This window comes from Streptomyces apricus (assembly GCF_008369065.1).
Classification (GTDB): Bacteria; Actinomycetota; Actinomycetes; order Streptomycetales; family Streptomycetaceae; genus Streptomyces; species Streptomyces apricus.
Window position 1 is genome coordinate 1 of record NZ_VDFC01000024.1, and the last position, 12,960, is coordinate 12,960.

The following is a 12,960-nucleotide window of genomic DNA, read 5'->3' on the forward strand; positions in this document are numbered from 1 at the left end:
CTCAAGGGCTCACCCGGCCGCCCGCCACACGAACTCCCACCCGCCGTGCCCCACCTCGTACACGACGAACCCCGGTTCCGTCCGCACGTACCGTGCCGCGTCCGGGGCGCGTACCGCCGACCGGGCCGGGGCCGGGACGTGCACCTGCGCCGTCGAGCCCACCGGCACCCGCACCGAGAGCCGGACCGCGTCGTCCACCGCCGACCAGGCGGCCGAGGCCTCGCCGCGGACCGTGCGCAGCGACGTGTGGGCCCAGTCCACGCCCGTACGGCCGTCGGGGCGCACCGTGAAGGTGCGGTAGCCCGCGTCGCCGGGACGCAGGCCCGCCACATTCTCGTACAGCCACTGCACGACCGTGCCCTGGAAATAGTGGTCCCGGGAGCGCGAGTCGAGCGGCCACATCTCCCACATGGTGTCGGCGCCGTTCTCGAACCAGTGGCCCCAACTCGGGTACGTGCGCTGGGTGGCGAGGGCGTGGGCCACCTCGGGGTGCCCCTGCGCGGACAGCTGCCGCAGCAGGACGCTGGTGCCGAGCGCGCCGGTGTTCAGGTGGTTGCCGCGCCGGGCGATGTCGGCCAGCAGCGAGTCGACGACGGTGGCCCGCGCGCCCGGCGGGACCAGGCCGAAGGCGAGCGGGACGCAGTTGTTCGTCTGGCGGTAGTCGGGGTCCTTCGCCGTGCGGTAGTGCCCGTCCGGGCCCAGGAACGCCGCGTTGAACGCCTCCTTGAGCCCGTCCGCGGCCCTCCGGTAGCGGTCCGCGACCGCCGTGTCGTCGAGCAGGTCCGCGAGTTCCGCGGTGCCGACGAGCGCCCGGTGCAGGTACGCCGTCGCGGTCAGCCGGGTGTCCTCGGGCGGGTTGCCGCCGTACCCCGGCGGCAGGTAGTCGCCGAGCGCGGTCACGGCCAGGCCGTCCTTGAGCCGGGAGATCTCCCAGTCCAGGTAGCGGGTGAGCGGGGTCCAGTGGTCGCGGGCCAGCCGGTCGTCCCCGTACACGCGGTACATCTCCCGCAGCAGGAAGGGGTACACCGTGGTCCACTCGGGGGAGGGCCCGAGGTCGCCGTAGCCCCAGCCGCCGCTCGGCACGATCACCGGCAGCTGTCCGTCGGCGTTCTGACTGTCCTTCAGGTCGCCGAGCCACTTGGACAGGAAGCGGTGCACGCCGAGCGCGTACGCCATGACGGGGGCGCCCAGCTGCGCGTCGCCGGTCCAGCCGTTCTTCTCGTACATCGGCGTGTCCGTCGGGATGCCGTGCAGGTTGTTCAGGAGGGTGCGCCGCATCGCCCGCTCCAGCTTCTCGTAGAACGGCTCGGAGCAGGCGAAGGACCCCGTCGCCGCCACCGGCGTGTGCACGACGCGGCCCAGCACCTGCGACGGCCCGGGCTTCGTGGGCAGCCCCTCGACCTGCACGTACCGGAAGCCCTTGTACGAGAACCTCGGCTCCCATACCTCGTCGGCGCCGCCGCCCGCGCACACGTATTCATCGGTCTGGAACCGGCCCGGCACGTGCCCGGTCTCGGCGTGCACGCTCCCGTCCTGCTTCAGCTTCTCGCCGTGCACCAGGCGCACGGCCGTCCCCGCCGGGGCGCGCACGGTCAGCCGGGTCCAGCCGGCCATGGTGCGGCCCATGTCGACGACGTACACGCCCTCGCGCAACTCCTCGACGGCGACCGGGCGTACGGTCTCGACGACCTCGATCGGGTCGTGCGGCTGGGCGCGCAGCGTGCCCTTCGGGGCGGCCCGGCGCTCCGTGGCCCGCCAGCCGCTGTCGTCGAAGCCGGGGCGCGTCCAGCCGTGCGGTGCCTTGCGTGCGTCGTAACTCTCGCCCGCGTAAAGGGAGTTGGAGCGGGTCGGGCCCTCGGTGATGCGCCACTCGTCGTCGGTCGCGATCGTGGTGCGCGAGCCGTCGGGGTGGTCGATCTCCAGCTGGCCGAGGAGCCGTGGTTCGCCGTGCCACGGGGGCCGGTGCCAGTTCCAGACGTTGGGCGTCGTCATGCCGAAGAAGCCGCGGCCGAGGGTCACGCCGATCGCGTTGGCGCCCCGGCGCAGGTGGGCCGTCACGTCGTGGACCGCGTACAGGACGGTCTCGTCGTAGTCGGTGAAGCCGGGGTCCAGGACCTGGCGGCCGACGCGCTCGCCGTTGATCTCCGCGTCGTAGTAGGCGAGTCCGCTGATGTACAGGCGGGCCCGGGCGACGGGCTTGGTGACGGTGAACGCGCGGCGCAGCAGCGGCGCCGGCTGCTCGGGCGCCGCGAGGGAGACCCCGTCGCCCCAGGGGCCCTGCCCGTACGGGGCGAGCACGGTGGCCGCCGACCACGTGGAATCGTCGAAGTCCGCCTGCTGCCAGCCCGGTTGCTCCTCCTCGGCGCACCGCCACCCGTCACCCGTGACCAGCTCCACGGTCCCGGTCCCGGTCCCGGTCCCGGCGCCGCTCCCAGCTCCGGTCCCGGTCCCAGTTCCGTCCCCGTACTCCACGAGGAGTCGTACGAGCAGGCCGCCGGGGTTGACCGACGCGTTGCCGCGGTTCGTCGCGAGCGCGGCCACGACGAGTCGCCCGGAGCCCGCGGAACCACCGGAAGCCCCGGAGCCACCGGAAGCCCCGGACTCGCCGGACCCGCCGGAATCCCCGGAACCCGCACCGGCGGCCGCCGCTCTCGCCTCCTCCGTGACGTCGACCAGATGTCCCTGCCGCCACGCGTCGACCTGCTCGGCCTGGTGCGCCACCTGCCGGCCGTCGAGGTACAGGGTGAAGTCGTCGTCGGCCGTCGCCAGCAGCGTGGCCCTGCGGATCTCCGCGCCCGCGGGCGGTGTCAGCGTCCCGCGGAACCAACGAGGCCCGTTCGGCGCGTCGTTCGCGGTCGAGCCGGGCGACCAGATCCAGGACGCCCCCGCGAACGACGGCGGTTCGGGAGCGGCCGCCGCGCCGATCCAGAAGCCCTGCCAGGCGTCCTCGGACAACGTTGTCTCCCACCAGCGCGGCGCGCTCCACGCCGAGGGCCGGCCCTCGGCGTCCCACACCCTGACCTGCCAGTGGTAGCGGGTGCGCGGCTTCAGGGCGGGGCCCGCGTACGCGACGCCGACGCTGCGGTCCGACGTGACCCGGCCGGAGTCCCAGACCGCGCGCCGCCCCTCGCGCAGGCCCTGCTCGCTCAGTGCGACCCGCACGCGGTAGGCGGTCTGCCGGGCCCCGTGTCCGTCGGCGGTCAACTCCCAGGTCAGCCGCGGGTGTTCCACCTCGGTGCCGAGCAGGGTCTCGGCGTACTCGACGGTCGTGCGCGCGATGCGCAGCCTGCCCGGCCGCGCCGCACCGGCCGTCGCGGATGCCGTGGCGGACGCGGAGCCGGAGGCGGACGCGGTGCCGGTACCGGTGGCGAGGGCGGCGGAGGCGCCCGCTCCGGCCACCGAGCTCCGGAGGAAGGCGCGGCGGTTCCAACCGTTGGTCATGTGGGGTCCCTTGGTTGCGTACGTGCGCGGATGCGGATGCGGATGCGGGTGACGGAGCGAGGGGAGGCGGAGCGGAGTGAGGAGAGACGGAGTGAGAGGAGACAGGTGGAGCGGAGGGAGGCGGTGGAGGGGGTGACCCGAGGGGCGCGCGAGGTGGGGTTGAAACGTTTCACGCACCGCTGGACGATCCTATGGGCGCCGCCGTGGGGCTTCAAGAGGCGTGCATGTGCCAGCATGGCGCAGTGGATTGGGGGATCCTCGAACGCGAGCACGAGCTGGACCGGCTGGCCGCCGCCGCCAGGGAAGCGGCCGACGGAGCCGGTTCCGTCGTGCTCGTCCACGGTGAGGCGGGCATCGGCAAGTCCAGCCTGGTGAGGGCCATGCCGGGGGTGCTGCCCGCCACTTCGCGCGTCCTGGTGGGGGAGTGCGACGACCTCGCGACGCGCCGCCCGCTCGGCCCCTTCCGCGACCTCGTCGGCGGCGCAGGCGGTACCGGCGCCGGTGGCATCGGCGGTGGCGGTGGCATCGGCGCGGAGCTGGTCCGGGCGCTCACGGCGGGCGGCGACCGGCCCCGCGTCCACGACGCGCTGCGGGCGGAGCTCGTCGCGGCCCCGCMCCCCGCCGTCCTCGTCGTCGAGGACGTGCACTGGGCCGACGAGGCCACGCTCGACGCGCTGCGCTTCCTGGTGCACCGGGTGGAACGCCTGCCGGCCGTACTGGTCCTGACCTACCGGGACGACGAGCTCGACCGCCGCCACCCCCTGCGCCACCTCCTCGGCCAGGTGTCGCGGGCCGAGCGCGTCCACCGTCTGCCGCTGCCCCGGCTGTCGCCGGACGCGGTGCGCCGGCTCAGCGCGGTGAGCCGGCTGGACCCGGCCGAGGTGTACGCGGTGACCTCGGGCAACCCGTTCTTCGTCACCGAGGTGGTGGCGGCCGGGGGCACCGGCGCCGTACCGCCGACGGTGGTCGACGCGGTCCTCGCCCGGCTGCGCGACCTGGACGACCGCATCCGGGACGCGCTGGAACAGCTCGCCGTGGTGCCGTCCGCCGTCGAACGCCCCCTGGTGGACGCCCTGCTGGCGGACGGCGTGGGGGAACTGGCAGTGGCCGAGCAGCGCGGTCTGCTGACCGTCACACCGGAACGGGCCGGGTTCCGCCACGAGCTGATTCGCCGGGCCGTCGCCGACTCGCTGCCGGCCGCCCGGCGCATCGGACTCAACCGCCGGGTGCTCGCCGCCCTGGTCGCGAGGCCCGGCTCCGACCCGGCCCGCCTCGTCCACCACGCGGCCGAGGCGGGGGACCGGGACGCGATCGCCCGGTACGGGCCCGACGCCGCCCGGGACGCCGCCGGGGCGGGCGCGCACCGGGAGGCCGCGGCCCACCTGCGGCTGGTCCTGCGGCAGCGCGAGCGCTTCGGCGCGGCCGAACTCGCCGGTCTGCTGGAGCGGTACGCCGTCGAGAGCTACACCGTCGCCGACTCGGCGGCCGCCGTGGAGGCCGAGCAGGAGGCGGTCGCGCTGCGCCGCTCCCTCGGCGACACCAGGGCGCTCGGCGCGGACCTGCGCTGGCTCTCCCGCATCCACTGGTGGGCGGGGAACGCGGACGAGGCGCAGCAGGCCGCCCGCGAGGCCATCAGCGTGCTGGAGGGGGCGGGCGACGACCGGCTGCTCGCGCTGGCGCTCAGCAACACCTCCCAGCTGCACATGCTCTCCGAACGCACCGCCCCCGCCGTCGACTTCGGCGAACGCGCCATCGCCCTGGCCCGCCGCACCGGCGACACGGCGATCCTCGCGCACGCCCTGAACAACGTCGGCTCGGCCCGCTGGCGCGCCGGTGACCCGCGGGGCCGCGCCCAGCTGGAGGAGAGCCTGCGGGTCGCGCTGGCCGCGGGTGAGGTCGAGCACGCCTGCCGCTCGTACGCCAACCTCATCTGGACGCTGCTCGAACGCCTGGAGTACACCGAGGCCGACCGGTTCCTCGCCCCCGGCATCGAGCTGGCCGACCGGGCGGAGCACGTGGGGTTCCTCAGCTACCTGCACGTCGCCATGGCGCTGCGCAGACTGGCGGCGGGCGACTGGGAGGACGCGGAGCGGCACGCCGAGATCGGGGCCCACGACTTCGTCCCGGCCCGCTGCCCCGCCCTGACCGTGCTGGCCCGGGTCCGGGTCCGGCGCGGCCGCGCCGGCGGGGACGAACTCCTGGACGAGGCCTGGGAGATCGCCGTACGCACCCGTGAACTGCAGCGCACCGGGCCGGTCGCCGCCGCCCGCGCCGAGGCCGCCTGGCTGCGGGGCGACCACGGGGCGGTGGCCGGGCTGGTGGGGGAGACGTTCGAGCAGGCGCGGCGGCTGTCCGCCGTCGCGCACCGGGCCGAGCTCGGCCACTGGCTCGYCAAGGCCGGGCACCCCGTGCCGGCGGACGGCTCCGACCACCCGTACGCCCTCCAGGGCGCCGGCCGCTGGCAGGAGGCGGCGCGGGCGTGGCAGGCGGCGGGCTGCCCGTACGAGCACGCCGCCGCCCTCGCCGAGAGCCCGGACCCCGGGGACAAGCTCACCGCTCTCGCCGCACTGGACGCGCTCGGCGCCGAGCCCCTGGCGCGGCTGGTCCGCGCGGAGCTGCGCCGGCTCGGCGTGCGGCACGTCCCGCGCGGGCCGCTCGCCGCCACCCGGGAGAACCCCGCCGGCCTCACCGAGCGCCAGCTCCAGGTGGTGCGGCTGCTGGCCCGGGGCCTGACCAACCCGGAGATCGCCGAACGGCTCGTCGTGTCGGTCCGCACCGTCGACAACCACGTCGCCGCGGTCCTCGACAAACTGGGCGCCCGCACCCGCCACCAGGCCACCGCCCGCGCCAGGGAACTCGGCATCCTGCCCGCGGGCGACCCGCCCTAGGTAGCCGCGCCCGCCGAGCTGAGTGGCGGGGACGGATGGCCGGGTGCGCGGCGGCGCACTAGAACAGGGGCCATCGGAGGGGCCCGGTGAACGGGGCCCCGGATCGGGGGATGCCCATGTCCGTCTCGCCCGCCCAGGCCGCTCGCCAGGAACTGCACGGGTTCAAGGGGCAGTTGACCGGCCCCGAGGACCCCGGGTACCAGGAGGTCCGCGCCGTCTACAACGCGATGATCGACCGGCGGCCCGCCCTGGTGGCCCGCTGCGCCGGCGCCGAGGACGTGACACACGTCCTGGGCTTCGCCCGCCACCACGGCCTGCCGCTCGCGGTCCGCGGCGGCGGGCACCACGGGGCGGGGCTGGGAACCTGCGACGACGGCGTGGTCGTGGACCTGTCCCCGCTCAAGGACGTCGAGGTCGACCCCGCGGCCAGGACGGTGCGCGTCGGCGGGGGCTGCGTCTGGGGAGAGGTGGACCGGGCGACCCACGCGCACGGACTGGCCACACCGAGCGGCATCGTCTCCACGACCGGCGTCGGCGGCCTCACCCTGGGCGGCGGTCTCGGCCACCTCACCCGCAGGTGCGGGCTGACCGTCGACAACCTCCTGGAGGCCGACCTGGTCCTGGCCGACGGCACCCACGTGCGCGCGAGCGCCGACGAGAACACCGACCTGTACTGGGCGATCCGCGGCGGCGGCGGCAACTTCGGCGTCGTCACCTCCTTCCGCTTCCGGCTGCACGAGGTGAGCACGGTCGTCGCGGGACCCACCTTCTGGCCCGTCGAGAGCGCGGCCGAGGTCCTGGCGGCCTACCGGGACTTCATCCCGCACGCGCCCCGCGACCTGAACGGCTTCTTCCTGTTCGGCGCGGTCCCGCCGGCGCCGCCGTTCCCCGAGGAGCTCCAGGGGCGCACGGCCTGCGGCGTCGTGTGGTGCTACGCGGGCGGCGACGCCGACGAGGCGGCCCGCCTGATGGCGCCCCTGCTCTCGGCCGTGCCCGAACCGCTGCTGCACGGACCCGCGCCGATGCCGCACCCCGCGATCCAGTCGGCCTTCGACGGGCTCTACCCGCCGGGCGACCAGTGGTACTGGCGCGCCGACTTCGTCAACGAGATCCCCGGCGCCGCGATCGAACAGCACGCCGGGTTCGGTGCCGCGCTGCCGAGCGTCAAGTCGACCATGCACCTGTACCCGATCGACGGCGCCGTCCACGACCACGCGCCGACCGACACCGCGTGGAGCTACCGGGACGCGCGCTGGGCCTCGGTGTACGCGGGCGTGGACCCCGACCCGGCCAACGCCGACCGCATCAGGAAGTGGACCGTCGACTACTTCGACGCGCTGCACCCGTACTCGGCTGGCGGTGCCTACGTGAACATGATGATGGACGAGGGGCAGGAGCGGGTGCGCGCCAGCTACCGCGACAACTACGCGCGCCTGGCCCGGATCAAGGCCGACCGCGACCCGGACAACCTGTTCCGGCTCAACCAGAACATCCGGCCGGCCGCACGGACCTGACCCGGCCGGGACGGTGGTGCGCCCGCGGGTCCTGGCGCCGACGGGGGGCGTCAGGGCTTGCGGGCCACCCCGCCGTACACGTCCGTCGGCCGCGGGTCGGTGCCCGGCTCGGGGCGCCACAGCGGGCAGGGGACGATGCCGGGCTCCAGCAGCTCCAGGCCCTCGTAGTACGCGGCGACCTGCCGCGGGCTGCGCAGCACGTACGGTACGGCGCCGGTGTCGTCGTACCCCTCCTGCGCGCGCTTCAGCTCGGCGTCCGTGTCGGTGCTGTCGTAGTGCACGAAGTAGCTGCCCGACGGCAGGGCGGCCTGCAGGCGGCGCACGATCGACCGGGCCTCGTCGTAGTCCTGGACGTGGCCCAGGATGCCCATCAGCATCAGCGCGACGGGCCGGTCGAAGTCGAGGGTCCGGCCCGCCGCGGCCAGGATCTTCTCCGGTTCGCGCAGGTCGGCGTCGATGTAGTCGGTGACCCCCTCGGGCGTGCTGGTGAGCAGCGCCTGGGCGTGCCGCAGCACCAGCGGGTCGTTGTCCACGTAGACGATCCGCGACTCCGGCGCCACGCGCTGGGCCACCTGGTGGGTGTTGTCGTAGGTGGGCAGGCCCGTGCCGATGTCCAGGAACTGGCGGATGCCCAGCTCCCCGGCGACGAAGGTCACGGTGCGGATCAGGTAGGCGCGGGAGGCGCGGGCCATCGTCTCGATGTTCGGCGCGATCCGGCGGTAGGCGTCCCCCGCCTCCCGGTCGACCTCGTAGTTGTCCTTCCCGCCCATCCAGTAGTTCCAGATGCGGGCCGACTGCGGCACCGTGGTGTCGATCCTGGACAAGGCGTCCCGGTCGGGAACGGGGCGGTCGTCTGTCATGGGGGATCTCCTGCCCTGCGTCGCGCGGTCCCTCCTCAACGTACCGTCAACTCAACGACAGAGACCGCAAGTTGGACATCGGGAGCGAACTGTGCACACCCGGGTCAGGTGACGAGGAAGTCGGCCTCGCCGGACTTGGCACCCCGCAGGAACGCGATCATCTCGTCCCGGGTGTAGACCAGGGCCGGCCCCTCCGGGTCCCTGGACTGGCGCAGGGCCACCCTGCCGTCGGGCAGCCGCTTGGCCTCGACGCAACTGCCGCCGTTGGTGCCGCTCCAGGGCCTGTGCCACCCCTCGGTGCCCAGGTCGGTGGCCGGCATGCCGCTGTGGACGGGGTCCGTGGAACTCATGGCTCACAACTCCTCGCGCAGTTCACCCAGGATGGCCCTGGTCCGGGAGACCGGTTCCGCCTGCACGGACATCCGGTCCAGCACTTCGAGGTACGTCACGACGTCGGCGGGCTGGTCGACGTAGACCGAGCCGACGAGGCTCTCGGTGTAGACGATGTCGGGGAGCTCCGAGAAACCGAAGCGGAAGTAGTGGAACGGGCCGAACGCGCCGGGGTGCGCGCCCGTCGCGAAGCGCAGCACCTGGATGCGGACCTTCGGCAGGTCCAGGCACTCGGCCAGCCGGTCCAGCTGGGCCCGCATCACCTGGGCCCCGCCCACCGGGCGGCGCAGCACCGTCTCGTCCAGGACGGCCCAGACGGCCGGGGCGTCGGCCTTGGCCAGCAGGTCCTGGCGCCGCATCCGCAGGGCGACACGGCGGTCGATCTCCTCCCCGGTCTCGTTGGGGAAACCGGTGCGCAGCAGCGCGGCCGCGTAGTCGTACGTCTGCAACAGGCCCGGGACGTAGTGGGGTTCGTAGAGACGGATGACGGCCGCCTCGCTCTCCAGGCTCACGTACGCGCTGAACCACTCCGGCAGCACGTCGCGGTACGAGTACCACCAGCCGGGCCGGTTGGCCTCCCTGGCCATCGAGACGAAGTCGTCCGCCTCGGGCGCCGGCACCCCGTAGGTGCGCAGCAGCTCCTTCACGTAGGGGATGCGCAGGCCGACCTCGGCCTTCTCGATGCGACGGACCGTCAGGGGCGTGACCTCTATGGCGCGCGCCGCCTCCTCGAAGGAGACCCCGGCCTGCTCCCGCAGGTGCCGCAGCCGCTTTCCGAGGACCATGCGCAGGACGGTCGGCGCGCTGCCGCCCGAGCGGTTGTCGCTCACGTCCTACCTCCCGGAACGGCCGTCACGGCCAGCAGTGTGCCACGCCGTGACGGGCACAGACAGAGGTGCGTGGAGCGTTCTGAAATTATCAGAACGCTTGTTACGGATTGAGCGTGTACGCAATCATAGGGAGCGAGTGACCTGCCGCACAGTCCGGCGGCCACGGCGCACAACGGCGCGCGAGCGCACCGCAGGTGACGTCCCCGCAGGTCTGTCGAGCCCGCGGCGCCCGATGCGAGACCTGGATGGCCACCGTGACCGACGGACGACCGAGGAACCCGGGGACGAACCCCGCCGGGCCCGACCACGCGGACCGGCGAGGGGGCCAGGGGGAACCGGGCGGCCCGCGCACCTCCGTCCTGCACGCCCGGGCCCGGCCTCCGGCCGCGGGCCGCCCGCACGAACAGCCGCCGGCACCGCCGCGGGTCCTGCGCTCCGTGCTGGCGGCCCTGCCGTCACGCGCCGGCGCCGTACGCCGCCTGGTCGCCGAGCAACTGGCGTACTCCGGGCTGTCCGACGAGCGACTCGACGACGCCGTCGTCGCCGCGGACGAGCTGTTCGCCAACGCCGTCCGCCACGGCAGCGCAGGGCCCGAGGACACGGTGACGGTCACCGTCGAACGCACCCCTCACGAGGTACGCGTCCACGTCGCCGACGGCTCGGCCGAACTGCCGCGGCGCCGCTGCGCGGACGTGGGCGAGGAATCGGGACGCGGGCTGGCCATAGTGGCCGCGCTGACCGACGACTGGGGCGTCGCACCGCCCGAGCCCGGCGGCACGGGCAAGCGGGTCTGGTTCTCACTGGGGATACGGGACGTGCCATGACCGGTCCCGCCGTCCCGGCCCGCCCCGCACCGCACGACCGGGACGGCGGCCCCGTCCTGGTCCCGGCGCTCGCGTCCGCCCTCGCCCGCGAGCTGGTGCGCCGCGTGGAGGAGGACCGGCGGGCGACGGTGCAGGCGCACCGCACCCCCACCCCGGCCGCCCGGCACCGCGTCGAGCGGTGCCGCCGCGACAACGCGGAGGCGCTCAAGGCGATCGTCCGGCGCCACGCCTGGCCGACCGCGGAGCTGATCGGGACGCCCGCCTCCACGGCGGCCCTGATGATCCTGCTGCACGCCCCGGACCTCGACTTCCAGCTCGCGTGCCGCGACCTGATCGCCCGGGCCGCGGCGGACGGCCGCTGCCCGGCGCCGCACCACGCGTACATCGCCGACCACTGCGCCGTGGAACTGGGCGAGCCGCAGTTCTACGGCACCCGGGTCGACCCCGCGACCATGTGCCCGTACCCGGTCCGCCGGCCGGCGACGCTCGACGAGCGCCGCCGCGACGTCGGACTCGCCCCCCTCGACGTGCAGATGCGGAGCCTGCGCCCGGGCGGGTGAGACCGCTGGGCCCGACGGGTGAGCCGGCCGCCGCCCCGGCGGGAGGGGCCTACGGTTCCAGACGCAGTTCCCGCTCCTGCTCCTGGTCGCCGGAGGCCGCGCCGCGCTCCTGGACCTTGAAGGCCGCCGAGAGGGTCTCGTCGGCCCGGCGCACCGCGTCCGGGTTGCCCTGGAGGGTGACGGTCACGGGTGTGGTGAGCTCGGACCCGGCAGGCGCCTCCTGGCTCGCGTCCCCCGGCGTGTCGGTGTCGAAGTTCACCGTGTAGACCGTGGCGCCGTCGTCGCCGGGCAGGGTGTCCGGCGGGCCGAAGACGGGTTCGAGCGAGTGGACGACGGCCCGCGCGTCGGCGGCCGAGCCACCGGTGAGCGTGAGGGTCAGTGCGAGATGCGTGCCGGACGTCATGAACAGCCACCTTTGCTTGTACGGATGCGCGCCACCGCTCGGGTAACCGGTTGCCCCCGGCACAAACGGCGGCTCGGCCCCGCGCGGGCCTGTTCCCATGACACCGCCATCGGCACGGGCCCGCAGCTCCGGCGCTCACCCCGGCGCGGTCGGCTCCGCCTGGACCAGCCCCTCGCGGTACGCGATCGCCACCGCCTCCGTGCGGCTCGCGGCGCCCAGCTTCGCCAGGATGTTGGAGACGTGCACGCTCGCCGTCTTGCCGCTGATGAACAGCTCCTCGCCGATCTGCCGGTTGGTGCGCCCGCGCGCGAGGAGCAGCAGCACGTCGTTCTCGCGGGCGGTCAGCGCGGGCACCCCGTGCGCCGGAGGCAGCGACTCCGCCAGCCGCGCCCGGCGCACCAGCCGCTCCAGGTCCTCGCGCAGCGGTACGGCGCCCAGCAGTACGGCCGTGTCGAGCGCCGTGCGCGCCTGCTCCGCGGCCTCCTCGCGCAGCCCCGACGCCACCAGGCTCTCCGCGAGCCGCAGCCGGCAGCGCGCCTGCTCGTAGACGTCCCCGTAGCCGAACGCCGCCACGGCCTTCTCCCAGGCACCCGTGTCCGGCTCCCCGGCGGCCCGCGCCCACTCGGCCTCGGCGCGCGCCAGCCAGGCCCGCCCCTCCGGCCCCTGCGGCATGCCGTCCTCGCCCTCGGCCGCGGTGACCCGGGCCGAGGCCACCAGCTCCGAGGCGGTCCCCGTCCAGCGCCGTACGGCCTCCTCGTCACCGCTGCGGCGGGCGGTCACGGCCGCCTCCGCCACGGGTCCCAGGGCGAGCGCCGCGAGCCGCACCGCCACGTCCGGCGTCGTGCCCGCGTCGTCGACGAGGGCCGCCAGCGTCGTACGGGCCTGGTCGACGGCCGCCTCGGGATCATGGCGCAGCGCCGCCGCGTCGGTCAGCAGGATGCCCGCCACGAGCGTGGCCATCCAGTCGAAGGGTCCGTCCAGGAGGGCCCGGGCCCGCTCGGCCACCCCCTCGTCACCGCGCGCCAGCGCCACGAGGAGCGCCGGGGCCACCGCGTACCCGCCCGAGGCGGGCAGCCCCTCGGCGTCGCTCTCCGCCTCGCGCACGCACGCGTCCCAGCGGCCGAGCGAGTAGAGCACCAGGGAGCGCAGGTACCGCATCTCCAGCGGATAGGGCGCGGCGAGCAGTCCGGCGCGGCCGGCCCGCTCCAGACCGTCCGAGAGCCAGGTCAGGCACTCGTCCAGGTCGCCGG

General features: G+C 74.8%; 10 protein-coding genes. 4 read left to right on the plus strand and 6 right to left on the minus strand.

Annotated features, from left to right (window positions below):
* Positions 1 to 9 precede the first annotated feature (9 nt).
* Positions 10 to 3,441 (minus strand): alpha-L-rhamnosidase, encoded by a 3,432-nt coding sequence (locus tag FGF04_RS08710; RefSeq protein WP_149510680.1) that lies wholly within the window; start codon positions 3,439 to 3,441, stop codon positions 10 to 12.
* Between the two features lie 242 nt (positions 3,442 to 3,683).
* Between FGF04_RS08710 and FGF04_RS08715 the strand changes: the two genes are divergently transcribed.
* Positions 3,684 to 6,329, plus strand: coding sequence for an ATP-binding protein (locus FGF04_RS08715; protein ID WP_149510681.1), 2,646 nt, complete (start codon positions 3,684 to 3,686; stop codon positions 6,327 to 6,329).
* Between the two features lie 116 nt (positions 6,330 to 6,445).
* The gene (locus FGF04_RS08720; protein ID WP_149510682.1) at positions 6,446 to 7,843 is read left to right on the plus strand and encodes an FAD-binding oxidoreductase; all 1,398 of its coding nucleotides are present in this window, start codon (positions 6,446 to 6,448) and stop codon (positions 7,841 to 7,843) included.
* A gap of 50 nt (positions 7,844 to 7,893) precedes the next feature.
* Here FGF04_RS08720 and FGF04_RS08725 read toward each other — a convergent pair whose 3' ends face one another.
* From FGF04_RS08725 to FGF04_RS08735, 3 genes are all read right to left on the minus strand, one after another.
* Positions 7,894 to 8,703 (minus strand): SAM-dependent methyltransferase, encoded by an 810-nt coding sequence (locus FGF04_RS08725; RefSeq protein WP_149510683.1) that lies wholly within the window; start codon positions 8,701 to 8,703, stop codon positions 7,894 to 7,896.
* A 104-nt stretch (positions 8,704 to 8,807) separates the two neighbouring features.
* Positions 8,808 to 9,053 carry a DUF397 domain-containing protein gene (locus FGF04_RS08730; RefSeq protein ID WP_149510684.1) on the minus strand — a complete coding sequence of 82 codons (246 nt, stop codon included), beginning with the start codon at positions 9,051 to 9,053 and terminating at the stop codon, positions 8,808 to 8,810.
* Between the two features lie 3 nt (positions 9,054 to 9,056).
* Positions 9,057 to 9,878 (minus strand): helix-turn-helix domain-containing protein, encoded by an 822-nt coding sequence (locus FGF04_RS08735; RefSeq protein WP_149510707.1) that lies wholly within the window; start codon positions 9,876 to 9,878, stop codon positions 9,057 to 9,059.
* Between the two features lie 299 nt (positions 9,879 to 10,177).
* Here FGF04_RS08735 and FGF04_RS08740 point away from each other — a divergent pair, with 299 nt between their 5' ends.
* Together FGF04_RS08740 and FGF04_RS08745 are read left to right on the plus strand one after the other, a co-directional pair.
* Positions 10,178 to 10,747, plus strand: a complete 570-nt coding sequence (locus tag FGF04_RS08740) for an ATP-binding protein (RefSeq protein WP_408055595.1) — start codon at positions 10,178 to 10,180, stop codon at positions 10,745 to 10,747.
* Entirely contained in the window at positions 10,744 to 11,307 is a 564-nt protein-coding gene (locus FGF04_RS08745; protein WP_235882244.1) for a DUF6624 domain-containing protein, read from the plus strand. Before FGF04_RS08740 ends, FGF04_RS08745 begins: the two co-directional genes overlap by 4 nt.
* 49 nt (positions 11,308 to 11,356) lie before the next feature.
* Here the strand turns inward: FGF04_RS08745 and FGF04_RS08750 are convergent, their stop codons facing one another.
* Positions 11,357 to 11,710, minus strand: coding sequence for a hypothetical protein (locus FGF04_RS08750; RefSeq protein ID WP_149510686.1), 354 nt, complete (start codon positions 11,708 to 11,710; stop codon positions 11,357 to 11,359).
* A gap of 135 nt (positions 11,711 to 11,845) precedes the next feature.
* Positions 11,846 to 12,960 (minus strand): helix-turn-helix transcriptional regulator (locus FGF04_RS08755; RefSeq protein WP_149510709.1); only part of this gene is annotated, 1,115 nt, incomplete at its 5' end.